The organism is Escherichia sp. KTE172 (assembly GCF_000408845.1).
Lineage (GTDB): Bacteria > Pseudomonadota > Gammaproteobacteria > Enterobacterales > Enterobacteriaceae > Escherichia > Escherichia coli.
The window spans coordinates 4,413,029-4,436,537 of the sequence record NZ_KE137316.1 but is presented as its reverse complement, the minus strand read 5'-3'; the positions used below and the strand labels follow the sequence as shown (position 1 = coordinate 4,436,537).

The following is a 23,509-nucleotide window of genomic DNA, read 5'->3' as shown; positions in this document are numbered from 1 at the left end:
ATATCGGCCATTTTTATTGCGGGTATCAGGCCAGTTTATGGTTAGCCATTAATTCCAGCGCCTGCACTAACGCAGAGTGATCCAACTGGCTGCCACCGTTTGCCGCACAGGTATTAAATAACTCCTGGCAGGTCGCAGTGTTTGGCAGGTTCAGCGCAAGTGCTTTCGCACTTTGCAGTGCCAGGTTGAGATCTTTCTGGTGCAGCGCAATTTTAAAACCTGGATTAAAGGTGCGTTTAATCATGCGCTCACCGTGAACTTCCAGAATACGTGAGGAAGCAAAGCCGCCCATCAGCGCCTGGCGCACACGTACCGGATCTGCACCGGCTTTTGAAGCAAACAGCAGGGCTTCAGAAACCGCTTCAATATTGAGCGCCACGATAATCTGATTTGCCACTTTGCAGGTTTGACCGTCGCCGTTACCGCCCACGAGGGTGATATTTTTACCGAGCAGTTCAAACAGCGGTTTAACACGTTCAAATACCGCTTCGTCACCGCCAACCATAATCGACAACGTCCCTTCACGCGCGCCGATTTCACCGCCGGAGACGGGCGCATCGAGATAATCGCCGCCCAGTTCATTCACCTGACGAGCGAAACGCTTAGTTTCAATCGGGGAAATGGAGCTCATATCAACAATGGTTTTGCCCTTCAGCGAGGCTTTGGTACAACCATTTTCACCAAACAGAACTTCTTCAACCTGTGGCGTATCCGGCACCATAATAAAAATGATGTCCGATGCTTCCGTTACCTGGCGCGCAGTTTCAACACTGACGGCACCCAGTGACAGTAATTCATCAGCAACCGGACCAATGGTTGTGACATGCAGTTGATGACCGGCTCGCGCCAGATTAATGGCCATCGGTGTACCCATAATGCCTAAGCCAATAAATCCCAGTTTCATAATTAACCTCTTTTAAATTTCGCTTTTCCTGAATTCAGACAACACGATCCCCTGCCAACTTAGCGGCCTAAAAAAGCATTGTCTGAATAGCGTTACGTTTTAACGGTACGGATCCATCCAGCGTAAACCGGCTTCCGTGGTGGTTTGGGGTTTATATTCACACCCAACCCAACCGTTGTAGTCAGAATTTTCGATTACCTTAAAGAGATAATCATAATTAATTTCTCCGGTCCCCGGTTCGCCGCGATGCGGATTATCAGCAATTTGCAGGTGACCAATTTTATCGGCCCATTGCGTCATAGTGTTGGTTAATTCACCTTCCATCCGCTGCATGTGATAAATGTCATACTGTATTTTCAAATTGCAGCAACCAACATCATCAATCAGTTTCAGTGCCTGCCGAGTTCCGGTGAGATGGAAACCAGGAATATCAAAATGGTTAATAGGTTCAATCAGTAATAAAATATCTTCTTTCATCAGCATATTCGCGGCATAACGCAGGTTTTCTACAAGCGTTGCGTGAATCTGTTCACTGCTGAAACCAGCCGGCGTTTTACCGACCAGACAGTTAATTTTTTTATTACCCAGCGCACGGGCATAACGAATCGCTGCTGCTACGCCATCCCGAAACTCTTCTTCACGGCCAGGAATACAGGCAATACCCCGCTCGCCCGCCGCCCAGTCACCTGCCGGTAAATTGTGCAGCGTATGTTCGAGTTTATTACTCGCCAGCACCTGTTTTAATTCTTCAATGTCGTAGTCATAAGGGAACATAAATTCAACGCCGCGAAAACCACACTGCGCAGCTTTCTCAAAACGGGCGAGAAAATCATATTCACCAAATAACATCGATAAATTAGCAGAGAAACGTAACATTATTTATCTCCCTTATTCATAGTGCATGAAGCAGGTTTCAGTCGGTGCATCCACTGCGTTATCGGCGATATCTTCAAATTCCATGACATTATCCAGTTCGCTGCCCATCGAAATATTGGTCACACGCTCGAGAATAACTTCCACGACTACCGGTACCCGATATTGCGCCATTAAGGCTTTCGCCTGTTCAAAGGCTGGTGCTATATCTTCCGGTTTGAAAACGCGAATCGCTTTACAACCTAAACCTTCCGCTACTTTTACGTGGTCGACGCCGTAACCGTTCACTTCGCTGGAGTTAATATTTTCGAACGCGAGCTGTACGCAGTAATCCATATCAAACGCGCGCTGCGACTGGCGAATCAGACCCAGATAGGCGTTATTGACCAGTACATGGATGTACGGAATGTTGAACTGTGCGCCAACGGCTAATTCTTCAATCAGAAACTGGAAGTCGAAGTCACCGGAAATCGCCACCACATTGCGCTCTGGATCAGCGGCACACACGCCCAGCGCCGCCGGAATGGTCCAGCCCAACGGGCCTGCCTGCCCACAGTTGATCCAGTGGCGGTCTTTAAAGACATGTAGCATTTGTGCCGCAGCGATTTGTGACAAACCAATGGTGGTGACATAACAAACATCGCGACCAAAGGCTTTGTTCATCTCTTCATACACGCGCTGCGGTTTCACCGGCACATTGTCGAAGTGGGTTTTGCGCAGCAAAGTGCGTTTGCGCTGCTGGCAGTCGGCGACCCATTCTTTACGACACGGCAGACGACCCGCTTTTTGCATCTCCTGCGCCACTTCAACCAGCAGCGTCAGCGCCGCTTTAGCATCAGAGACAATGCCCAGATCCGGACACAGCACGCGGCCAATTTGCGTCGGCTCAATATCGATATGAACGATTTTGCGCCCTTCGGTGTATTTCTCTACCGAACCGGTATGACGGTTAGCAAAACGGTTACCGATACCAAACACCATGTCGGACGCCAGTAGCGTTGCGTTACCGTAACGATGCGCAGTTTGCAGACCCACCATCCCGGCCATCAGTTCGTGGTCATCCGGGATACAGCCCCAGCCCATCAGCGTTGGGATCACCGGAACGCTGGTCAGTTCAGCAAACTGTTGTAACAGTGCAGCTGCGTCAGCATTGATTACCCCGCCCCCGGCAACAATCACCGGACGTTCGGCCTGAATTAACATTTCTACCGCTTTTTCGATCTGCATACGGCTGGCTGCAGGTTTGTAGACCGGCAGCGGTTCGTACATGTCAGGATCAAACTCGATTTCCGCAACCTGTACGTCAAACGGTAAATCCACCAGTACCGGCCCCGGACGACCAGAACGCATCAGGTGAAATGCCTGTTGCAGCACACGAGGCACCAGCGCCGCTTCACGAACTGTAACCGCCATTTTGCTGACCGGTTTAGCAATTGCTTCAATATCTACGGCCTGAAAATCTTCTTTATGCAGACGGGCGCGCGGTGCCTGACCGGTAATACACAGAATAGGAATGGAATCAGCAGAAGCGGAATAGAGCGCGGTGATCATGTCAGTGCCTGCTGGTCCCGAGGTTCCCAGACATACGCCGATATTCCCTGCCGTTGCGCGGGTATAACCTTCCGCCATGTGCGAAGCACCTTCCACATGACGCGCCAGAATGTGACGAATACCGCCGTGCTTACGCATCGCTGAGTAGAACGGATTGATTGCAGCTCCCGGAACGCCGAAGGCGGTGGTGATACCTTCTTTCTCCAGCACATACATTGCCGCGTCAACGGCTCTCATTTTTGCCATTTTATTCCTACCTCTATTAATTGGAAAAATTTTCCAACTTTCAAATTTTGTCAAAAAAACCCGCTCCGCAGAGCGGGATGCGACAGACACTATGGATGTGCTTTCAGTCCCAACGCCGTGCTGATATCGCGGGCGGTGTCTCTGACCAGCTCACCCTGACTGACAAAACGATCTTCTGTCAGTCTTGATGAAGGCCCGGAGATGGAGATAGCGGCAACAACGCTACCTACATCATCGTAAATTGCTGAAGCTATACAATTCAGGCCGACAACATGCTCTTCTTTATCTACGGTATAGCTCAGTTCACGCGCTTGTTCCAGGTCCTTCAGCAAGGTGGGCATATCCACAAGCGTAGTTGGCGTAAACTGCTGCAAACCGGTTTGCAGAATGATGCTCATCAACTCCTCTTCCGCCAGCGGATAAAGCAGCGCTTTGCCCGCACCGGAAGCATGCAGCGGCAGACGACTGCCCAGTGGCGCGCACATCCTGACCATCGATTTACACTCTAACTGACCAATTAATACCGCTTCATTACCGTTACGGATCGCGACATTGACCGTTTCGCCGGAAAGTAACATCAGGCGGCGCATAAACGGCCCGGCGACGGAGAGGACATCGCGGTTATGGATGTACGCCGCACCGACGTTAAAGACACCTAATCCTATATGCCACCAGCCTAACTGACTGTCCTGATAGACAAAATCCGCTGCCTGTAAAACCTTCAGCAAGCGAAAGGTCGTGGAGAGCGGCAAATCCAGATTGAGAGAGATATCGCTAACCGACGAACTTCCCCCACTTTTTTCCAGATATTGCAGAATCGCAATTCCCCGCTCTAACGCCTGTGCGCCCTTCTGTGCCACAGGCTCCGCCTGTCCTGGCCTGCCGCGCCGTCTAACTTCCGTCATACCTACGTTAACTCCGACCTACAAGTGAGCATAAACAATGAACAATTAGTTTATCTTATGCAAGTCGGTTGCAGGCGTCACGCAAAACAGAGTTCCTGTTCAGGAATACTTTCAACATCACAGTTGTCACTGCCGCCGCGATCGATGGTCAGAAAATCGGTGACGCGCTGCCAGGCGAAAAGTGGATGATGCCAGACGTTACGATGGTAATTCACCCCCTGTTCGCCGTTGGTAATAAACGCCCGCAGCGTTGACAGGTCTGGTTTGTCGTCACCTAACGCCACGACCACCACAAACACTTCACCTTTCATCGGGATAAAGGCCTGAGTACCCAGCGGATGACGTTCGAGTTCGTGAATGGTCAGCGGCAGATTCGCCGGTTGCGCGCGGTTAATGCTGATAAGCGTACGGTCTTGCTCAAGAATCTCAACCAGCGCCAAATCGTGGTAACGCTCCACCAGTCCATTGTTAATATGGAAAAAATCCCGTTTCTGCGTTTCGATTACGTCGCCATAAGCACTAAAGGCTTCCTGACTTAACGGTAATACCTGAAGTTTCATCTTTTTGTCCTTATAACATAATTCCGTTCAACCACCGCCGACCGGTCAGCTTGGTTTCAATAACAGGCAATCTAAAACCTTAAGAGAACAACATCAACACAAAAGTTGGAATATTTTTCCAAAACTAGATTTAGTCCACAAATTGAACAGGGTTATCATGTAAAAATACTGATAAATCAGAGGATAAGAAAATCACGCAACTTGCGGATTTAAAAGGGGATACCTGAAGATGTTCGATCCAGAAACCTTGCGGACTTTCATTGCGGTTGCTGAAACAGGAAGTTTTTCAAAAGCGGCAGAACGATTGTGTAAAACCACGGCGACGATCAGTTATCGCATTAAACTTCTGGAAGAGAATACCGGAGTGGCGCTGTTTTTCCGCACGACTCGCAGCGTGACGTTGACAGCGGCTGGCGAGCATCTACTTTCCCAGGCCAGAGACTGGCTGAGCTGGCTGGAAAGTATGCCCAGCGAGCTGCAACAGGTGAATGATGGCGTGGAACGCCAGGTGAATATTGTCATCAACAACCTGCTCTACACCCCCCAGGCCGTCGCCCAGCTGCTGGCGTGGCTGAATGAACGTTACCCGTTTACCCAGTTTCACATCTCCCGACAAATCTATATGGGCGTCTGGGACTCGCTATTGTACGAAGGTTTTTCACTGGCTATCGGCGTCACGGGAACCGAGGCGCTGGCAAATACCTTTAGTCTTGATCCCTTAGGATCGGTGCAATGGCGCTTTGTCATGGCGGCGGATCATCCGCTGGCGAACGTTGAAGAGCCGCTAACAGAAGCACAGTTGCGGCGCTTTCCGGCGGTCAATATTGAAGACAGCGCCCGAACACTAACCAAACGCGTCGCCTGGCGATTGCCGGGGCAAAAAGAGATTATTGTTCCCGATATGGAAACGAAAATCGCCGCCCATCTGGCGGGCGTTGGCATTGGTTTTTTGCCAAAATCACTTTGCCAGTCAATGATCGATAATCAACAACTGGTCAGCCGGGTAATCCCAACGATGCGCCCTCCTTCGCCATTGAGTCTGGCATGGCGCAAATTTGGCAGCGGCAAAGCGGTAGAAGATATTGTGACCTTGTTTACCCAGCGCAGGCCGGAAATCAGCGGATTTTTAGAAATTTTCGGCAACCCACGCAGTTAAAAATCAAGTTTCCTTGCGCGTTGGCGCGTAAAATAGCGCGCAAGCTGATTTGAGGTTCACTTTTAACTATGCAAGAGAGACACACGGAACAGGACTATCGTGCCCTGCTGATTGCTGATACGCCCATTATTGATGTTCGCGCCCCTATCGAGTTTGAGCAAGGCGCAATGCCCGCCGCTATCAACCTGCCGTTAATGAATAACGATGAACGTGCCGCCGTTGGCACCTGCTATAAACAGCAAGGCTCAGACGCGGCGCTGGCGCTGGGGCATAAACTGGTGGCGGGTGAAATTCGTCAGCAGCGCATGGACGCCTGGCGGGCAGCGTGCCTGCAAAATCCGCAAGGTATTCTCTGCTGCGCCCGCGGCGGTCAACGTTCACATATTGTGCAACGCTGGTTGCATGAAGCGGGGATTGATTATCCGCTGGTAGACGGCGGTTATAAGGCACTGCGCCAGACCGCGATTCAGGCGACCATTGAACTGTCACAAAAACCGATAGTGCTGATTGGCGGTTGTACTGGCAGCGGTAAAACGCTGTTAGTGCAGCAACAGCCGAACGGTGTTGATCTGGAAGGGCTGGCGCGCCATCGCGGTTCGGCGTTTGGTCGCACGTTGCAACCGCAACTTAGCCAGGCGAGTTTTGAAAATCTGCTGGCTGCCGAAATGCTAAAAACCGACGCCCGTCAGGAGCTGCGCCTGTGGGTGCTGGAAGATGAAAGCCGGATGATCGGTTCAAATCACCTGCCGGAATGTCTGCGCGAGCGAATGACTCAGGCGGCGATTGCGGTGGTAGAAGATCCGTTTGAGATCCGTCTTGAACGCCTGAACGAAGAGTATTTCTTGCGTATGCATCATGATTTTACCCACGCGTACGGCGACGAACAGGGCTGGCAGGAGTATTGCGAATACCTGCATCACGGACTTTCGGCGATTAAGCGTCGGCTGGGGTTACAGCGCTATAACGAACTCGCTGCCCAGCTGGATACGGCGCTGACAACGCAACTCACCACCGGCAGCACCGACGGTCATCTGGCCTGGCTGGTGCCGTTACTTGAAGAATATTACGACCCGATGTATCGCTATCAGCTTGAGAAAAAAGCTGAAAAAGTTGTCTTTCGCGGTGAGTGGGCGGAAGTGGCGGAATGGGTTAAGGCGCAGTGATGGGCGGTATTCTGAAACGGCGATTGTCGTGAGAACAGAATGGTTGCACCAGAATACAGATATAAAAAAACCGACATGACAGTCGGTTTTTTTATTTTTTCCGCCCAAGACTTGGTGGTTCCGGGCAGAAATGAAACAGTCCTCATCTAGCAAATGAATTATAAGTCAGGATGCCTACATATTCAAACAGCTATGTTGGCGATACAATCCCGACGCTAGTAGTGATACTGCCTCAAGGGATTACCGCAGTGCGGAAAAGTACTTTTAAGTCCTGGTCAGGATACAGGTGGTGCTGATTCTGGTGCTCTAATTTGGAGAGAGGCAGTTCTCATCGTTCTTAAGGCGCTAATCGCGCTGCTGGAACTGATCCGTCAGTTTATTGAATAACTGAGGAAACGTAGCTAAGGCCGAAGGTTTACCACCTTCGGCCTTTAAAAAAACCGACATGACAGTTGGTTTCATATTTATTGCCAAAATGCACACTGTTCATGCCAGATGCGGCGTAAACGCCTTATCCGGCCTACACAATCTTGCAAAATCAATATATTGCACGATCCTCGTAGGCCTGATAAGCGTAGCGCATCAGGCAATCTAACGCCTGTCATCATCCCACAAACTGCCTGAATAGCGCCTTACCCTTAACCAGTCGCGCACCCAGCCAGCCGCCGCAAAGCGACAGCAGCAGCGCACCGCTGCACGGCAGAACAATCCACAATCGCCAGTCTGGCTCCCACGGGAAATCAAACACTTTCGATTGCAGTACCGCCAGTGCCGTTTCCGCACCAATTGCGGCCACCAGGCCGGATACAAACCCGAGCATGGCGAACTCACACCACAATGTCGTGCGCAGCAGTTTTTTGCCCGCACCGAGTGTGCGCCACACCACCAGCTCCTGATGACGCTGACGCATTCCCACCTGCACCTGTGCCAGCAACAGCAACATACCGCAGGCGGTGACCAGCACCACCATCACTTCCAGCGCCCGACTTACCTGCTCCAGCACCTGACCGACCTGTTTTAAAATCGCGCCAATGTCTAACAGGCTAATGGTAGGGAACTGGCGGTTGAGTTGCGTCAACATGCCGTTGCCATTCTCCCAGCGGAAACTGGTAAGCCAACTCTGCGGTTGTCCGTCTAATGCCCCTTCAGGGAAAATAAAATAGAAATTAGGCCGCAGACTTTCCCAGTCCACTTTGCGCAGGCTGGTCACTTTAGCGCGGAACTCCTGGGTATCGCCCATAAAAGTCACGGTATCGCCGAGGGCAACGTTTAAGCGTTTCGCCAGCCCCTCTTCCATTGACACTTCATCGGCTTTTGGCGGCCAGTTACCGGCGACAATCGGATTATGATCGGGCCGCGTATTTTGCCAGGTAAGATTGAGTTCGCGGTTAAGCGCCTCATCTTCATTGCCTTCTGTCGGCTTGTCGTTAATCGCCGTCAGTCGCGCCCGCACCACCGGATAAAATGATTCCGGGACTATCTGATGTTCCGCGAGGAACGCTTTTAGCGGTTCTACCTGTTCTGTGGCGATGTTGATTAAAAAGTAGTTCGGGCTTTCTGGCGGTAGCTGCTGTTGCCAGCGGTCGAGCAGATCGCCACGCAATACCAGCAACAGCGCCAGCAGCATAAAGGAGAGCGAAAATGCCGAAAGCTGGCTTAACGTTGACCACGGCTGACGTAACAGGCGGCTAACCGCCAGGCGCAGAGGTAGCGATTTCAGCGTCATGCGGCGAAGTACATTCAGCAGCATCCAGCCCAGCACACCGCACAGCAAAGCCAGTACTACCGCGCCCGCCAGCACCGCCCAGAGCAGCATACTGCCGCCCATTAATCCGGCGAGCAGCAGCACAACCACCACACTGACAATCGGCAGATAAAACTTGAGCGGCCAGACGTTCGCGACCACATCATTACGCAATACGCGTAAAGGCTGGGTTGCCAGCAACAAGCGGTACGGTCGTAGCCCCACCAGCAGCGAGATGACCGTCATGGTGCCCAGCGCCCACAACCACGGCCAGAGGCTGGCTGGCGGTAGTGCAGCAGGCAAAACGGGCTTGAGCAGCACCATCAACACGTTTTCGAACAACAGGCCTATCGCCCCGCCGGTAACGGCTGAAAGCGTCAGCACCATCAACCACTGACCGACGATTAGCTTACGCAGTTGCGCTCGCCCTGCCCCCAGCGTTTTGAGGATCGCCACAAGATCGTAGCGACTGCGACAGTAATGATTCATCGCCACCGCCACCGCTGCCACTGCCAGCAGCAAGGTCAGAAGCGCCGAAAGCAGCAGGAACTGTTGCGAGCGTTCCATCGAGCGCCCCAGCGCGCCTTCGTCCTGTTCCAGACCGTACCAGCGTTGTTCGGGTTTAAGCTGAGGTAACAACCATTTCTCATAGCTGTCGAGCTGGTTCTCGTTGCCGCCGAATTTATAGCGCCAGGTGACCCGACTCCCCGGCTGCACGGCTCCGGTTTTATCGACATCCGCCAGATTCATCATCAGACGCGGAGCCATCTGGAAGGGGTTAAAACCGGAATCCGGTTCCTGAATCACTTCTCCGGCAATCCGCAAGGTGGCATCGCCCACGTCAATGGTGTCGCCCGTTTTTAGGTTAAGCAGTGCCATCAGGCGTGGGGCCAGCAATACGCTGCCCGCCTGCGGTTTCAGGCCAGGGGGATTGGTTTGCAGATCGCCATACATCGGGTAGATATCATCCACCGCTTTAACGTTCGCCAGCTGCGGTGTGTCGCCTGCAAATGTCATGGTGGCGAAAGTCAGCTGCTTGCCGACTTTCAGGCCGCGCTTTTGCGCTTCCTCCAGCCATGCTTGCGGCACTTCGCGCGAACTGCGCAACGCCCGATCGCCCGCCATAAACTCCCGGCTTTGTTGGCTTAAGCCCTTCTCCATGCGATCGCTGATATTGCCCAGCGCCAGCACGCAGGCCACCGCCAGGCTTAGCGCCAGCCAGACAATTAATAGCGACGGCGAACGCCATTCGCGCCAGAACCAACGTGCAATCATGCTTCCTCCTGCAACTGCCCGTTCACCAGCCGTAAGCAGCGGTCGCAGCGTGCCGCCAGTTGCAGGTCGTGGGTCACCATAATCAACGTGGTGCCATGTTCACGGTTGAGGGAAAACAGCAGGTCGGCAATTTTATCGCCGGTCTGGCGGTCAAGGTTGCCGGTGGGTTCGTCGGCAAACAGCACATCAGGTCGACCGTTAAAGGCTCGTGCCAGCGCCACTCGTTGCTGTTCACCGCCGGAAAGCTGTGCCGGAAGATGATCCAGACGTTTACCCAGCCCTAACTGTTCGAGCAACGCTTTCGCTCCGTTACGACTTTCCGCGCTACTCTCACCGCGCAGCAGCGCCGGAAGCTCGACGTTTTCCAGCGCGTTAAGGGTAGGAATTAACATAAATGACTGAAAAACAAAGCCGACGTGCTTCGCGCGCAACTTTGCCCGCGCTTCTTCGTCCATATTATGTAGCGGTTGTCCCACCAGACTCACTTCGCCACTGCTGCCGTCATCCAGCCCGGCGAGGATCGCCAGCAAGGTTGACTTACCCGATCCCGACTCGCCCACCAGTGCGATGGTCTCGCCACGTTTGACAACCAGCTCAACTCCGGTGAGGATGGAGAGTTCATGCTCCCCCTGACCGACGGACTTCTTAAGATGATGAACTTCAACAATGTTTTCCGCTGGCATTTGCCCTTCCTGTTCCTGGTCCTGTTAACCTTCCGTGCCGCCGCAGCGGACACGTTATTGATTCTGGGTGATAGCCTGAGCGCCGGGTATCGAATGTCTGCCAGCGCGGCCTGGCCTGCCTTGTTGAATGATAAGTGGCAGAATAAAACGTCGGTAGTCAATGCCAGCATCAGCGGCGACACCTCGCAACAAGGGCTGGCGCGCCTTCCGGCTCTGCTGAAACAGCATCAGCCGCGCTGGGTGCTGGTAGAACTGGGCGGCAATGACGGTTTGCGTGGTTTTCAGCCACAACAAACCGAGCAGACGCTGCGCCAGATTTTGCAGGATGTCAAAGCCGCCAACGCTGAACCATTGTTAATGCAAATACGTCTGCCTGCAAACTATGGTCGCCGTTATAATGAAGCCTTTAGCGCCATTTACCCCAAACTCGCCAAAGAGTTTGATGTTCCGCTGCTGCCCTTTTTTATGGAAGAGGTCTACCTCAAGCCACAATGGATGCAGGATGACGGTATTCATCCCAACCGCGACGCCCAGCCGTTTATTGCCGACTGGATGGCGAAGCAGTTGCAGCCTTTAGTAAATCATGACTCATAAAGCAACGGAGATCCTGACAGGTAAAGTTATGCAAAAATCGGTCTTAATTACCGGATGTTCCAGTGGAATTGGCCTGGAAAGCGCGCTCGAATTAAAACGCCAGGGTTTTCATGTGCTGGCAGGTTGCCGGAAACCGGATGATGTTGAGCGCATGAACAGCATGGGATTTACCGGCGTGTTGATCGATCTGGATTCACCAGAAAGTGTTGATCGCGCAGCCGACGAAGTGATCGCCCTGACCGATAATTGTCTGTATGGGATCTTTAACAATGCCGGATTCGGCATGTATGGCCCCCTTTCCACCATCAGCCGTGCGCAGATGGAACAGCAGTTTTCTGCCAACTTTTTCGGCGCTCACCAGCTCACCATGCGCCTGTTACCCGCGATGTTACCGCACGGTGAAGGGCGTATTGTGATGACCTCATCGGTGATGGGATTAATCTCCACGCCGGGTCGCGGCGCTTACGCAGCCAGTAAATATGCGCTGGAGGCGTGGTCGGATGCGCTGCGCATGGAGCTGCGCCACAGCGGAGTTAAAGTTAGCCTGATCGAACCCGGTCCCATTCGTACTCGCTTCACCGACAACGTCAACCAGACGCAAAGTGATAAACCAGTCGAAAATCCTGGCATCGCCGCCCGCTTTACGTTGGGACCGGAAGCGGTGGTCGACAAAGTACGCCATGCTTTTATTAGCGAGAAACCGAAGATGCGCTATCCGGTAACGCTGGTGACCTGGGCAGTAATGGTGCTTAAGCGCCTGCTGCCGGGGCGCGTGATGGACAAAATATTGCAGGGGTGAGTTGAAGCGCGCGCTTAAGCCCCCATGTCAAAGAAAATATCGACAACAGAGAGCGACTCCATGTCCGTAGAAAATATTGTCAACATTAACGAATCTAACCTGCAACAGGTTCTTGAACAGTCGATGACCACTCCGGTGCTGTTCTATTTTTGGTCTGAACGTAGCCAGCACTGTTTGCAGTTAACCCCAATTCTGGAAAGCCTCGCGGCGCAGTACAACGGGCAATTTATTCTGGCGAAGCTGGACTGCGACGCGGAGCAGATGATTGCCGCCCAGTTTGGTCTGCGCGCGATTCCGACCGTGTATCTGTTCCAGAACGGGCAACCGGTAGACGGCTTCCAGGGGCCGCAACCGGAAGAGGCGATCCGCGCCCTGCTGGATAAAGTGCTGCCGCGCGAAGAAGAACTGAAAGCACAGCAGGCGATGCAACTGATGCAAGAAGGCAATTACACCGACGCCCTGCCATTGCTGAAAGACGCCTGGCAGTTGTCGAATCAGAACGGGGAGATCGGCCTGCTGCTGGCAGAAACGCTGATTGCGCTGAACCGTTCTGAAGATGCTGAAGCCGTGCTGAAAACCATTCCGTTACAGGATCAGGACACCCGCTACCAGGGGCTGGTGGCGCAAATCGAACTGCTGAAGCAGGCGGCTGATACGCCGGAAATTCAACAGTTGCAACAGCAGGTGGCGGAAAATCCAGAAGATGCCGCACTGGCGACGCAACTGGCGCTGCAACTGCATCAGGTTGGGCGCAATGAAGAGGCGCTGGAGTTGCTGTTCGGGCATCTGCGTAAAGATCTCACCGCCGCAGACGGTCAGACGCGTAAAACGTTCCAGGAGATCCTCGCTGCGCTGGGTACGGGTGATGCGCTGGCGTCGAAGTATCGCCGCCAGTTATATGCGTTGTTGTATTGAGTTTCCGTTGATCGGCACATGAACCACAACGCCGGATGCGATGCTGCGCATCCGGCATTGCATCATTTCTTCTTCAATTGCGTCACCACCAACTGGTGGCGCGAATTGTAAAACTTACGATAGGTTAAATAGCAGGCAATAATGGTCGACAGGCTGGCGGTTGAGAGCAGCATAAAGGTCACCATAATCTGATATTTAATCGCCTTCACCGGATCAATCCCGGCAAATATCAGCCCGGACATCATTCCTGGTAAACTCACTAAGCCTACCGTTTTTGCTGAATCGACCGTCGGAATTAAAGCAGCGCGAATACTGTCGCGAATCAATATCGCTGAAGCCTGTTTCGGCGTCGCGCCAAGACTCAGTTTCTCCTGAATCTGTTGCTGTTCGCTAATCACCCGTTGCCCTAAATTGTTGTAACACAACCCCACCGCTACCATGGCGTTACCGGCTATCATCCCGGCGATAGGGATCACCTGCATCGGGATAAATTCAATCGACCCTGAGAGAATCAGCACCGCCAGGGTAATTCCCGCCCCGACCGTAATGGCAATAAACGATGAGATAAAAGCTTTAGCAATATATTTACTGCGTTTTTGCGCGTTCCACGCCGCATTAAAGCAGATAAATAACACCATCAATAATGTCAGGCTGGCATCATCCACGCTGAAAATATACTTCAGCACATAGCCGACAATAATCAGCTGAATTATCGCGCGCCCGACGCTCCAGAGAATATCTTTCTCCAGCGCCAGTTTTTCTTTATGGCTAATTAAGATTGCCACCACCACCAGCATTAATGCCAGTGCCAATGATTCGTTAGTAATATTATGCGAGTTCATAGCGTGCTTCCTGCATTTCTCCGGCATGCGGTTGCAGTGTAATCACTTTATCCGCATGATTAATTTCGTCTTTATCGTGTGTCACCCACAGCACGGCAATATTTTGCTCGCGCACATAGCGATGGATCATCTCATTAACGTTATGTTTATTACTTTCATCCAGCGCACTGGTGATTTCATCCAGCAATAAAACCTTCGGCATAAATTGCAGGTTACGAATCAATGAGATGCGTTGTTTTTCACCACCAGATAGCTCGGCGATATTCTTCGTCAAAATGCTGTCCGGCAAAGCGAAACGTTCAAGAAAATCGAGAAAAATGGCCGGGTCAGGCTGCTGGTTACGGATCTGCCAGGGAAAGATCAGATTATCGTATACCGTATCGCCAAACAGCGTCGGCGTCTGGGCGCAGTAAGACACTTGCTGGCGGTAGATTTCTGGCTTTAGTGTGCTGACATCCTCACCTTCAAACAGTAACGTTCCGCTGGTTGGGCTGATCAATGAAGCAACTATTTTTAGCAGCGTACTTTTGCCACAACCAGAAGGACCGGTAATTAACTTAAATTCGCCAGCACGCAGCGAAAAATTGATGTTATTAAGAATCTTCGCATCACCCGCCAGATATCCTACGTTTTGTAGCTGAAGCAAAGGACTATTTTCCTGCATCGCTGTTCCCTTTTTCTGATTTTTACTAAAAACAGTTTATCCTTCGCAGGAATAAGGGGGAACTCTCTTTCAGTAATCAGGTATAATTTGTTTAATCAAGCAGCAATTTTGCTGATTATGGACGGTACAACAGGAGGTTTTTCCGATGCTTATCTTTATCCCGATTCTCATTTTTGTCGCGCTGGTCATTGTCGGCGCGGGCGTCAAAATCGTGCCGCAGGGCTATCAGTGGACAGTAGAACGTTTTGGTCGCTATACCAAAACGTTACAGCCGGGGCTCAGTCTGGTGGTGCCGTTTATGGATCGCATTGGTCGCAAGATCAATATGATGGAGCAAGTGCTCGATATCCCTTCCCAGGAAGTTATCTCGAAAGATAACGCCAACGTTACCATCGACGCCGTGTGCTTTATTCAGGTGATTGACGCGCCACGCGCTGCCTATGAAGTCAGCAATCTGGAGCTGGCGATCATCAACCTGACCATGACTAACATCCGTACCGTGTTGGGTTCAATGGAACTTGACGAAATGCTCTCTCAGCGCGACAGCATCAACTCACGCCTGCTGCGTATTGTCGATGAAGCCACCAACCCGTGGGGGATTAAAGTCACCCGTATTGAAATTCGCGACGTGCGCCCACCGGCAGAGCTTATCTCTTCAATGAACGCGCAGATGAAAGCGGAACGTACCAAACGCGCTTACATCCTCGAAGCGGAAGGGATCCGTCAGGCGGAAATCCTCAAAGCCGAAGGTGAAAAACAGTCGCAAATCCTGAAAGCGGAAGGCGAACGTCAGTCGGCGTTTTTACAGGCTGAAGCTCGTGAACGTTCCGCTGAAGCAGAAGCCCGCGCCACCAAAATGGTGTCTGAAGCCATCGCCTCCGGTGATATTCAGGCGGTGAACTACTTCGTAGCGCAGAAATACACCGAAGCGTTACAGCAGATCGGTTCCTCCAGTAACAGCAAAGTAGTGATGATGCCATTAGAGGCCAGCAGCCTGATGGGGTCGATTGCCGGGATTGCCGAGCTGGTGAAAGACAGCGCCAACAAACGGACTCAGCCATGATGGAGTTAATGGTCGTTCATCCACATATTTTCTGGCTCAGTCTCGGCGGGTTGCTGCTGGCAGCCGAGATGCTGGGCGGAAATGGTTATTTGTTGTGGAGCGGCGTGGCAGCGGTGATTACCGGTCTGGTGGTCTGGCTGGTGCCGCTGGGTTGGGAGTGGCAAGGGGTGATGTTTGCCGTCCTGACGCTGCTCGCCGCCTGGCTGTGGTGGAAATGGTTGTCGCGGCGGGTGCGCGAACAAAAGCACAGCGACAGTCATTTAAACCAGCGCGGGCAGCAGCTTATTGGCCGACGTTTTGTGCTGGAATCTCCGCTGGTCAACGGGCGAGGTCATATGCGCGTCGGTGACAGTTCATGGCCTGTCAGCGCCAGCGAGGATCTCGGTGCAGGTACGCATGTTGAAGTCATTGCGATAGAAGGGATAACGCTGATCATCCGTGCGGTCATCGCCTGATGCGACGCTGACGCGTCTTTTCATGCCTACAAAATATGCCCGAATTGTAGGCCGGATAAGGCGTTTACGCCGCATCCGGCGGTTATGCGCTGATGCCTGATGCGGCGCGGGCGCGTCTTATCATGCCTGGAAGTCTGCGCCCGAATCGTAGGCCGCCTCCGCTATATTAACTGGCATTGGCAAATTACTCGTCACTACCTTTATTCATGTTTTTTTGGTCTTCATCCGGATAATGTTTTTTTAGATATTCCAGGACGTTTTTATTGACCTTGTGTTGCGTATACACCCACCCTTTCCAGTAATCAGGCTGGTCCAGGTAAACTTCTGGCGGAATGGTGAAATCAGAAAGCGTTAACCATTCGGCTAACAGATCGGGGTTTCGTTTCTGGATTAACTGCAACAGCATAATCAGTGACATAGCTGAGGCAGGAGCCGTACTATCGCCACTTAAATATTTCCACACTGTTGACCGGTTCGAACGAAAAAGGATCGGTAGCAATGCCCGGTCCAGATTCATTTCATTAAAAATCTTCTCAAATTCATTCATTTAAATTTTCCTGCCTGGCGTAAACCTCTTAAAAATTGAGATTTATCAAAGAAACGCATTTTAGCACACATCAGGAACCGCTTCACGTTTAGTCCAGAAACAGAATTTATTTCGCTTATCAAAACAAGTCTTTACTCTTTTTTACATTGAAAGAGCACAAAATGATTTTCGATTTTATTTATATAAGAAACATTTTTTGTTTCTTATTGGTGATGTTTACGCTTACACCAGACAAAAATGCGCTTTACATCACACAAATGGCGGCGTAGATTTCGATCAAATTGCAACGCAGATTAATTCTTATAACAACGTTTTACGTTGCTTATAGAAACAAATATGTGACTTACTTTGAAAGAGAAAAAATGCATGAAAACTGTAAAGCTGTCTTTACTGGCTGTCGTTGTTGCTACCGCGGTAAGTCCATCTGCGTTTGCGGGTGATACTGTTGAGGCGGCAACGACAGAATTAACGGCAATCCAGCCAGGAATGTCGCAATCGGAAATTGATCAGAAAATTGGTCGATTTTTAGAAAGGACAGGGAATAGTGCAGCCGCACAAAATTATCTGATTGCGCATGATTACCGGACAACGACACCTCAGGAAAATACAGCTGCCTCTCCCGTACAGCCCGCCAATACGCTGAACCCGATAACCAATCAAGCGCAGACCGACCGCGACAACGGGCAGGATACCGCCATTCAGGACGCACAACATGCCGCCAACTGGGCTTCACTGAAAGCTGATGACGCGCAGCACGCCATCACGGTGGCGCAGACGGATATTGATGCCAACAAAGCCGCCATCACCGACACCCGTAATGATGTCTCCGCAGTGCAGTCAGACGTCACCAACATAAAAGGCGATGTCGCACATGCCCAGTCAACGGCTGACCATGCCAACGCTAACGCCAACACCGCTCTGATGAACGGCGTCAAACTTTCCGGTGCTGTGACAGAAAACAAAAACAACATCGAACAGAACCGCAGCGATATTGCCGACCAGCAGAAACTGTTGGCATCAAACGAGCAAAAACAGATCGTCCGCGACAACGGGCAGGATACCGCCATTCAGGACGCACAACATGCCGCCAACTGGGCTTCAATGAAAGCTGATGACGCGCAGCACGCCATTATGGTGGCGCAGACGGATATTGATGCCAATAAAGCCGCCATCGCCGACACCCGTAATGATGTCTCCGCAGTGCAGTCAGACGTCACCAACATAAAAGGCGATGTCGCACATGCCCAGTCAACGGCTGACCATGCCAACGCTAACGCCAACACCGCTCTGATGAACGGCGTCAAACTTTCCGGTGCTGTGACAGAAAACAAAAATAATATCGAACAGAACCGCAGCGATATTGCTGACCAGCAGCAACAACTCGACGAAACCCGGAAAACCGTTGCCGCCACCGGGGATGTGCAGACTGCCGCCCGATATCAGAGCATGATTGACGCCAGACAGACAGCCGCTGCCAATGCGCAACAGGCACAAGCTGACACCCAGCAGCAACAAATGGACGATCAGCAGAAACAAATCGACGCGACGCAAAAAACGGTTTCCGCACTTGGCGATGCCCAGACCAACGCACATTATCAAGAGATGGTTAACGCCGGACTGAGAGCACAAAATGATGCGAATGCGCGTACTGCAGCAGAACAAAAACAAAAAATAGATACTCTGGCGACTAACCAGGCAACGCAACAGCATATCGATAGTGTGCAGTACGGGGAACAAATTCAGCGTCTGGCGCAAGACTCAACACAAACGCATGAACAAATTGACAGCCTGACACAAGACGTAACCCAAACGCATCAGCAGTTAAGCAACACGCAAAAACGAGTAGCGGATAATAGCCAGCAGATTACTACGCTCAATAACCATTTCGATTCTCTGAAAAACGAAGTTGAGGACAATCGTAAAGAAGCCAATGCGGGAACTGCATCTGCCATCGCTATCGCCTCACAACCACAGGTGAAAACCGGTGACTTGATGATGGTGTCAGCGGGAGCGGGAACGTACAACGGTGAATCTGCGGTGTCTGTAGGAACATCTTTTAATGCCGGAACGCATACGGTACTTAAAGCAGGTATTTCTGCGGATACACAATCTGATTTCGGTGCGGGTGTCGGCGTGGGATATTCGTTCTAATTTTAACAGCAATTTCTTATTCGCAATTTTCCGTACATTATTTAAGGTTAACAATGATGAATAGCTCCATTAAATCGTTTTCCCTGCTGGCGGTTATATTACTGGCTGGCTGTAGTTCACCCACTTCCCGCATCGCAGATTGCCAGGCGCAGGGCGTCAGCCATGACACCTGTTATCTCGCAGAACAACAGCGTCAGGCGGCTATTTTAAGTGCATCAGAAGCGCAGGCATTTAAAAATGCAGAAGCCGCACAACATGCCCAGGCCGCTAAAAAATCTATTTATAAAGGATTTGGCATGACCTTTAGAATGAGCAGTAAGAACTTTGCTTATCTCAATGATTCATTATGTGCAATTGATGAAGACAATAAAGATGCCACTGTTTATCAGTCAGGTCTTTATAACGTCATTGTTTATCACCACACGGGAAAAGTCGCCTTAATGAAGGAAGGTCAGTTTGTGGGTTATTTAAAATGAAAGAGCAAAGGAAAATCCCCCTGACGCATATTATGATTATCGGTGCGTTTATTTTTGCCTTCTTGCAAGTGGTGTTATTAGCCTCCCTGGTTCACGCTGTGAATGTTAACAACGAAATCCAGGAAGGCTTATTTCAGTCGGGGCGCATTATGGTAGAAAGTTTGCAGCATATTCTTTCGGTGCAAACGGGGATTAACTGATTTTCACCCCGCCCGATGATGACAGCAGCCGGAGAGATTTTCGATAATCGGGCAGTCGGCGCTGTCATCGCCAGGGCAGGCATTCGCCAGCGCCAACAGCTGGTTGCGCATGGATTGCAGTTCTTCGATATGTCGCTCGATCTCCGCCACTTTCTCCAGGGTGCGACGTTTGACGTCGGCACTGTGACGCTGCGGATCGTTAAACAGATTCACCAGTTCGCCGCTCTCTTCCAGGTTAAAGCCCACCTGGCGCGCCTGGCGCAGTAAGGTCAGTTCGTTGAGATGCTGCTGCGTGTAGGTTCGATAACCATTTTCGCTGCGCATCGGCGGCGTCACCAGCCCCTTCTCTTCATAGAAGCGAATGGCTTTGCTGGTCAGGCCGGTAATTTTTGCTACATCGCTAATGTTCATCGTTCGCGCAACGCCTCCTGTGCTTTGTTAAAGGGTTTCAACAGATAATCCAGCACGCTTTTTTTGCCGGTGCGGATATCGACCGTCGCCACCATACCGGGGAATATCGGAAACTGCTGTTTGCTTTTATTTTCCAGATGGTTGCTGAAAGTGCGAATGTACACCCGATAGTAATAAACATCGCGCCGTACTTCATCCTGCACGGTGTCTGGTGATATCACCGCCACTTCTCCCGGCAGGCCGCCGTAGATGGAGTAATCGTAGGCGGTTATTTTCACCAGCGATTTTTGCCCCGGATGGATAAACGCCACATCGCGCGGGGAGATTTTTGCCTCGATCAGCAGTTGCTCATCCAGCGGCACGATGGTCATCAGTTTACCACCGGGGGCAATAACGCCGCCAACCGTGGTGACGTCAATGTCCTGAACAATGCCACGTACCGGCGCGGTAAAGTTGAGCCGGGTGAGGGAGTCTTCCCGTCCACGGATCACCGAACGCTGGGTTTCCACTTCCGCATTGGCTTTTGCTAACTCTTCGCGCGCCTGAACGTAGTATTGCGTGCGCACGTCGCTGAGTTTGTTTTCCAGTTCATTGGCCTGGCGTTGCAGGCGCAGCACTTCAACGCTGCTCGCCGCCCCCTGTTTTACCAGCGGCTGGGTCATCGCCAGTTCGCGGTTGACCAGGCTAATCCCCTGCGTCAGCCCGGTGGTGGCTTTGTTCAGCCCATCGCGGCGAGTGTTGTACAACGCCGTTTCCGACTCGATAAGTTCGGGGAATTTATTCAGTTCGTCAGGGAAGACCAGCGGTTTATTACTCACTTCCGCCCGCAGCCGCGCCGAGGTTGCCAGCGCCGCGTACAGCCGCGACATTGCTTCCTGGACGTCGGATTCCGTTTTGGTGCGGTTAAGCTGCGCCAGTGGCTGGCCCTGTTCAACAATATCGCCAACCTTGACGTCGAGATGATACAGAATTCCGCCTTCCAGCGACTGCACCACCTGTTCGCGCCCGGAGGGTTCTACCGTGCCGCTGCCGGTGGTGACTTCATCAAGCTGGAAGTACCACGCCCAGCCGAGAAAACAGAGCAGCATCACAGCGGTAACGCGTACCGCCAGCGCCGAACGCGGCAAGCGGGGTTCAGTCAGGCCACGGTTGTATTGCAGTTGTCCGTTCATGCGGCAGACCCCTTATTCTTCTCCTGCAACACCACCCGTCGCGCCGTGGGTTCGCTCTGTTCACGCAAAATGGCCTCTTTCGCGCCATCCATCACAATCCGCCCCTGATCCATCACGATAATGCGGTCCACCAGTTGCAGCATCGCCGTGCGGTGAGTGGCGATAATCAGCGTGCGATGGCCAATCCACTGTTTCAGTTGTTCGATTAAATGCGCTTCCGCCATTTCGTCCAGCGAGGCGCTGGGTTCATCGAGCAGCACGATATTGGGTTGAGAGATGAGCAGCCGCGCCAGCAGCAGCGTTTGCCGCTGACCACCAGAGAGGCCAAATCCCCCTTCCTGAATCATGTAGTTGAGGCCGTTTTTCTGCTTCTGCACAAACGGCAGCGCCCCGCTGAGGGTTAACGCGCGTTCGATATCTTCATCGCTGGCTTCCGGCATCCCCATCGTCAGGTTTTCCCGCAGCGAACCGAAAAAGAGTCTCCCGGTCTGGCTCAGCAGCCCCATGTCGCGGCGCAGATCCGCCGGATCAAGCTGACCGATGCTGATGTTATCCAGCAGCACCTGCCCCTGCTGGGCGATACGCATTCCGGCGAGCATTTGCAGTAGCGTTGATTTACCCGCGCCGTTGCGCCCAAGAATGGCGATTTTCTCTCCGGCCTGAATGTTGAGTTTGCCAATCGCCACATCGGCAATTTTCTCTTCTTCATCGTAATAAAAGATAGCGTTGCTGAACTGATAATTGCCGTGTAGCACCGCTTTATGCACCAGTTTGCCGTGTTCCGGCTGATCCACCGGGCGCTTCATCAGTTCATCAAGTCCGTTGCGCGCCACTTTCGCCTGCTGCCAGCGCGAGAGCACGCCGGATATCTGCGACAGCGGCGCGATGGTGCGCGAAGCCAGGATCGTCGTCCCGACCAGCGCGCCGGTGGTCATGTCACCGTTCATTACCATAAAGCAGCCCACCAACAGCACCACGACGTAAACGATGGACTGCACTTCCTGGGTCCAGGTGAGCAGTAGCCCGGTGAGAAAACGTTGCTTCATGCTGATGGACGAGGCCACGTCGTTGGTGTGGTTCCACTGATTCTGAAAACGCTGTTCGGCGCGCAGCAGCTTAATATCTTCAATCGACTGCACGGCTTCCACCAGCGTAGCGTTACGCACCGCCGACTCGCGCATCCCTTCGTTCGCCAGCCGCGCCAGCGGGCGTTGCACCAGCAGGCCGGGGATCACCAATAACGGCAGCGCCAGCAAAACCACCAGCACCAGCCAGCCGCCGATCATCCATAAAATAAAGACAAACAGCAGGAAGAACGGCAGATCCGCCACCGCGCCGATGGTGGTGGAAGTAATCAGCTCCCGCACCGATTCCAGCTCGCGGATCTGCGAGATAAACGATCCGGTGGATTTCGATCGCACGTTATTTTTCAGCCGTAATGCGTGACCAAAAACGCGATCCGAAATGCGCAGATCCGCCCGCTTGCCGATCACATCCGAAAGATGTGTGCGCACCATGCGCATACAGAACTCAAACAGGATCGCCATCATCACCCCGGCGAACAGCACCCATAGCGTCGGGTACGATTGCGCCGGAACCACCCGGTCGTAAACCTGCATCGAGAAAATCATCGCCGCCAGCGCCAGCACGTTCGCCACCAGCGAGGCCAGCATAATATCGCCGTAGCGCCGCCAGTCTTTTAGCGAAAGGCTCCAGAACCAGTTCGCCTGATACGGGCGAATATAGTCATCTACCCGCGCGTCAGGGATGGCGCTGAGCGGGCGCAGTAGCGCCAGTTCAACGATTTTATCCTCAACATCCGCGACGTTAAGCGTAGTTTCCAGCCCTTCGTCACCGCTAAACTGAATGCTGATATTGTCGTGATTGTCACGGCGGGTGATCACGCCAATTTGTTGATTATCAAAAACGGCGATCAACGGCAGCCGCCACGGGTTGAGCGAGTCGGTGGAGAACTCCACCAGCCGAAGCCCCATCCCCAACTGCCGCGCCATGTCGGTGAGTAACTCCTCCCGCTTACTGTCGCGCTCCCAGTTGACGGTCGCGCGCACATTCTCCTGAGAAAAATCAAGGCGGTAATAACGCGCCACGGCGATCATCGCCTCCAGCCAGGCTTCCACGGACTGGGCATTTTTTTTCATT

General features: G+C 52.3%; 24 protein-coding genes. 11 read left to right on the top strand and 13 right to left on the bottom strand.

Features of this window, described 5'->3' with window-relative positions:
* Positions 1-25 precede the first annotated feature (25 nt).
* The 5 genes from glxR to allA form a co-directional block, all read right to left on the bottom strand.
* The gene (glxR, locus tag G434_RS03445) at positions 26-904 is read right to left on the bottom strand and encodes a 2-hydroxy-3-oxopropionate reductase (RefSeq protein WP_000765839.1); all 879 of its coding nucleotides are present in this window, start codon (positions 902-904) and stop codon (positions 26-28) included.
* 99 nt (positions 905-1,003) lie between these two features.
* The gene (gene hyi / locus G434_RS03450; protein WP_000943556.1) at positions 1,004-1,780 is read right to left on the bottom strand and encodes a hydroxypyruvate isomerase; all 777 of its coding nucleotides are present in this window, start codon (positions 1,778-1,780) and stop codon (positions 1,004-1,006) included.
* A 12-nt stretch (positions 1,781-1,792) separates the two neighbouring features.
* Entirely contained in the window at positions 1,793-3,574 is a 1,782-nt protein-coding gene (gcl, locus tag G434_RS03455) for a glyoxylate carboligase (protein ID WP_001309310.1), read from the bottom strand.
* Positions 3,575-3,663: 89 nt separating this feature from the next.
* Entirely contained in the window at positions 3,664-4,479 is an 816-nt protein-coding gene (gene allR / locus G434_RS03460) for an HTH-type transcriptional repressor AllR (RefSeq protein ID WP_000141277.1), read from the bottom strand.
* A gap of 77 nt (positions 4,480-4,556) precedes the next feature.
* Positions 4,557-5,039 (bottom strand): ureidoglycolate lyase, encoded by a 483-nt coding sequence (gene allA, locus G434_RS03465; protein ID WP_000776372.1) that lies wholly within the window; start codon positions 5,037-5,039, stop codon positions 4,557-4,559.
* Between the two features lie 229 nt (positions 5,040-5,268).
* Between allA and allS the strand changes: the two genes are divergently transcribed.
* The 3 genes from allS to dinQ all read left to right on the top strand — a co-directional run bounded on the left by allS (position 5,269) and on the right by dinQ (position 7,745).
* Positions 5,269-6,195, top strand: coding sequence for an HTH-type transcriptional activator AllS (gene allS, locus G434_RS03470; RefSeq protein ID WP_000460155.1), 927 nt, complete (start codon positions 5,269-5,271; stop codon positions 6,193-6,195).
* Positions 6,196-6,263: 68 nt separating this feature from the next.
* A complete protein-coding gene (mnmH, locus tag G434_RS03475; RefSeq protein ID WP_001157973.1) occupies positions 6,264-7,358 on the top strand; it encodes a tRNA 2-selenouridine(34) synthase MnmH in 1,095 nt (364 codons plus the stop codon).
* Between the two features lie 309 nt (positions 7,359-7,667).
* Positions 7,668-7,745, top strand: a complete 78-nt coding sequence (gene dinQ, locus G434_RS31135) for a damage-inducible type I toxin DinQ (protein WP_349809132.1) — start codon at positions 7,668-7,670, stop codon at positions 7,743-7,745.
* Between the two features lie 217 nt (positions 7,746-7,962).
* On the opposite strand, the gene ybbP is transcribed toward dinQ, so the two are convergent.
* Both ybbP and ybbA read right to left on the bottom strand, forming a co-directional pair.
* Positions 7,963-10,377 carry a putative ABC transporter permease subunit YbbP gene (gene ybbP, locus G434_RS03480; protein WP_000561883.1) on the bottom strand — a complete coding sequence of 805 codons (2,415 nt, stop codon included), beginning with the start codon at positions 10,375-10,377 and terminating at the stop codon, positions 7,963-7,965.
* Positions 10,374-11,060 (bottom strand): putative ABC transporter ATP-binding protein YbbA, encoded by a 687-nt coding sequence (gene ybbA / locus G434_RS03485; RefSeq protein ID WP_001110573.1) that lies wholly within the window; start codon positions 11,058-11,060, stop codon positions 10,374-10,376. The genes ybbP and ybbA overlap by 4 nt, the downstream gene beginning before the upstream one ends.
* On the opposite strand from ybbA, the gene tesA reads away from it, so the two are divergent.
* Genes tesA through cnoX form a run of 3 tightly spaced genes read left to right on the top strand, consistent with a single transcriptional unit; the run spans position 11,031 to position 13,368 of the window.
* Positions 11,031-11,654, top strand: a complete 624-nt coding sequence (tesA, locus tag G434_RS03490; protein ID WP_001314539.1) for a multifunctional acyl-CoA thioesterase I/protease I/lysophospholipase L1 — start codon at positions 11,031-11,033, stop codon at positions 11,652-11,654. The two genes, ybbA and tesA, sit on opposite strands and share 30 nt — an antisense overlap.
* Positions 11,644-12,453: an NADP(+)-dependent aldehyde reductase gene (ybbO, locus tag G434_RS03495; RefSeq protein ID WP_000148961.1), complete on the top strand. Its 810-nt coding sequence runs from the start codon at positions 11,644-11,646 to the stop codon at positions 12,451-12,453. The genes tesA and ybbO overlap by 11 nt, the downstream gene beginning before the upstream one ends.
* Positions 12,454-12,513: 60 nt before the next feature.
* A complete protein-coding gene (gene cnoX / locus G434_RS03500; protein ID WP_001295322.1) occupies positions 12,514-13,368 on the top strand; it encodes a chaperedoxin in 855 nt (284 codons plus the stop codon).
* Between the two features lie 62 nt (positions 13,369-13,430).
* Here the strand turns inward: cnoX and fetB are convergent, their stop codons facing one another.
* Complete coding sequence (gene fetB / locus G434_RS03505; protein ID WP_001295323.1) at positions 13,431-14,210, bottom strand: iron efflux ABC transporter permease subunit FetB; 780 nt, start codon at positions 14,208-14,210, stop codon at positions 13,431-13,433.
* Positions 14,197-14,874, bottom strand: a complete 678-nt coding sequence (gene fetA / locus G434_RS03510; RefSeq protein WP_001157535.1) for an iron efflux ABC transporter ATP-binding subunit FetA — start codon at positions 14,872-14,874, stop codon at positions 14,197-14,199. Before fetA ends, fetB begins: the two co-directional genes overlap by 14 nt.
* Positions 14,875-15,019: 145 nt before the next feature.
* On the opposite strand from fetA, the gene G434_RS03515 reads away from it, so the two are divergent.
* Both G434_RS03515 and G434_RS03520 read left to right on the top strand, forming a co-directional pair.
* The gene (locus G434_RS03515; protein WP_000904502.1) at positions 15,020-15,937 is read left to right on the top strand and encodes an SPFH domain-containing protein; all 918 of its coding nucleotides are present in this window, start codon (positions 15,020-15,022) and stop codon (positions 15,935-15,937) included.
* A complete protein-coding gene (locus G434_RS03520; RefSeq protein ID WP_000970331.1) occupies positions 15,934-16,392 on the top strand; it encodes an NfeD family protein in 459 nt (152 codons plus the stop codon). The genes G434_RS03515 and G434_RS03520 overlap by 4 nt, the downstream gene beginning before the upstream one ends.
* Positions 16,393-16,576: 184 nt before the next feature.
* Here G434_RS03520 and G434_RS03525 read toward each other — a convergent pair whose 3' ends face one another.
* Entirely contained in the window at positions 16,577-16,939 is a 363-nt protein-coding gene (locus G434_RS03525; RefSeq protein WP_001001643.1) for a hypothetical protein, read from the bottom strand.
* A gap of 1,101 nt (positions 16,940-18,040) precedes the next feature.
* Here G434_RS03525 and G434_RS30840 point away from each other — a divergent pair.
* The 3 genes from G434_RS30840 to G434_RS03540 are packed head-to-tail and all read left to right on the top strand — an operon-like array spanning position 18,041 to position 19,766.
* Positions 18,041-19,090 carry a YadA-like family protein gene (locus G434_RS30840; RefSeq protein ID WP_032336817.1) on the top strand — a complete coding sequence of 350 codons (1,050 nt, stop codon included), beginning with the start codon at positions 18,041-18,043 and terminating at the stop codon, positions 19,088-19,090.
* A gap of 53 nt (positions 19,091-19,143) precedes the next feature.
* On the top strand, positions 19,144-19,566 hold the full coding sequence (locus G434_RS03535; protein WP_001309306.1) for a hypothetical protein: 423 nt from the start codon (positions 19,144-19,146) through the stop codon (positions 19,564-19,566).
* On the top strand, positions 19,563-19,766 hold the full coding sequence (locus G434_RS03540; protein WP_000664216.1) for a hypothetical protein: 204 nt from the start codon (positions 19,563-19,565) through the stop codon (positions 19,764-19,766). The genes G434_RS03535 and G434_RS03540 overlap by 4 nt, the downstream gene beginning before the upstream one ends.
* 3 nt (positions 19,767-19,769) lie before the next feature.
* Here the strand turns inward: G434_RS03540 and cueR are convergent, their stop codons facing one another.
* From cueR to G434_RS03555, 3 genes are read right to left on the bottom strand one after another with little or no spacing between them, the layout of a single operon-like run.
* Positions 19,770-20,177: a Cu(I)-responsive transcriptional regulator gene (cueR, locus tag G434_RS03545; RefSeq protein WP_001026752.1), complete on the bottom strand. Its 408-nt coding sequence runs from the start codon at positions 20,175-20,177 to the stop codon at positions 19,770-19,772.
* Positions 20,174-21,349 carry an HlyD family type I secretion periplasmic adaptor subunit gene (locus G434_RS03550; protein WP_001014327.1) on the bottom strand — a complete coding sequence of 392 codons (1,176 nt, stop codon included), beginning with the start codon at positions 21,347-21,349 and terminating at the stop codon, positions 20,174-20,176. Before G434_RS03550 ends, cueR begins: the two co-directional genes overlap by 4 nt.
* Positions 21,346-23,508, bottom strand: a complete 2,163-nt coding sequence (locus tag G434_RS03555) for a type I secretion system permease/ATPase (protein ID WP_000739071.1) — start codon at positions 23,506-23,508, stop codon at positions 21,346-21,348. The genes G434_RS03550 and G434_RS03555 overlap by 4 nt, the downstream gene beginning before the upstream one ends.
* Position 23,509 lies beyond the last annotated feature (1 nt).

Coding starts and splice junctions, on each gene's coding strand:
- mnmH (WP_001157973.1), top strand. CDS start 6,264: ATGCAAGAGAGACACACGGAACAGGACTATCGTGCCCTGCTGATTGCT.
- G434_RS03555 (WP_000739071.1), bottom strand. CDS start 23,508: ATGAAAAAAAATGCCCAGTCCGTGGAAGCCTGGCTGGAGGCGATGATC.
- allR (WP_000141277.1), bottom strand. CDS start 4,479: ATGACGGAAGTTAGACGGCGCGGCAGGCCAGGACAGGCGGAGCCTGTG.
- G434_RS03515 (WP_000904502.1), top strand. CDS start 15,020: ATGCTTATCTTTATCCCGATTCTCATTTTTGTCGCGCTGGTCATTGTC.
- G434_RS03525 (WP_001001643.1), bottom strand. CDS start 16,939: ATGAATGAATTTGAGAAGATTTTTAATGAAATGAATCTGGACCGGGCA.
- gcl (WP_001309310.1), bottom strand. CDS start 3,574: ATGGCAAAAATGAGAGCCGTTGACGCGGCAATGTATGTGCTGGAGAAA.
- fetA (WP_001157535.1), bottom strand. CDS start 14,874: ATGCAGGAAAATAGTCCTTTGCTTCAGCTACAAAACGTAGGATATCTG.
- fetB (WP_001295323.1), bottom strand. CDS start 14,210: ATGAACTCGCATAATATTACTAACGAATCATTGGCACTGGCATTAATG.
- ybbO (WP_000148961.1), top strand. CDS start 11,644: ATGACTCATAAAGCAACGGAGATCCTGACAGGTAAAGTTATGCAAAAA.
- allA (WP_000776372.1), bottom strand. CDS start 5,039: ATGAAACTTCAGGTATTACCGTTAAGTCAGGAAGCCTTTAGTGCTTAT.
- G434_RS03540 (WP_000664216.1), top strand. CDS start 19,563: ATGAAAGAGCAAAGGAAAATCCCCCTGACGCATATTATGATTATCGGT.
- ybbP (WP_000561883.1), bottom strand. CDS start 10,377: ATGATTGCACGTTGGTTCTGGCGCGAATGGCGTTCGCCGTCGCTATTA.
- cnoX (WP_001295322.1), top strand. CDS start 12,514: ATGTCCGTAGAAAATATTGTCAACATTAACGAATCTAACCTGCAACAG.
- glxR (WP_000765839.1), bottom strand. CDS start 904: ATGAAACTGGGATTTATTGGCTTAGGCATTATGGGTACACCGATGGCC.
- ybbA (WP_001110573.1), bottom strand. CDS start 11,060: ATGCCAGCGGAAAACATTGTTGAAGTTCATCATCTTAAGAAGTCCGTC.
- G434_RS03520 (WP_000970331.1), top strand. CDS start 15,934: ATGATGGAGTTAATGGTCGTTCATCCACATATTTTCTGGCTCAGTCTC.
- tesA (WP_001314539.1), top strand. CDS start 11,031: ATGAACTTCAACAATGTTTTCCGCTGGCATTTGCCCTTCCTGTTCCTG.
- G434_RS30840 (WP_032336817.1), top strand. CDS start 18,041: ATGAAAGCTGATGACGCGCAGCACGCCATTATGGTGGCGCAGACGGAT.
- cueR (WP_001026752.1), bottom strand. CDS start 20,177: ATGAACATTAGCGATGTAGCAAAAATTACCGGCCTGACCAGCAAAGCC.
- allS (WP_000460155.1), top strand. CDS start 5,269: ATGTTCGATCCAGAAACCTTGCGGACTTTCATTGCGGTTGCTGAAACA.
- G434_RS03535 (WP_001309306.1), top strand. CDS start 19,144: ATGATGAATAGCTCCATTAAATCGTTTTCCCTGCTGGCGGTTATATTA.
- hyi (WP_000943556.1), bottom strand. CDS start 1,780: ATGTTACGTTTCTCTGCTAATTTATCGATGTTATTTGGTGAATATGAT.
- G434_RS03550 (WP_001014327.1), bottom strand. CDS start 21,349: ATGAACGGACAACTGCAATACAACCGTGGCCTGACTGAACCCCGCTTG.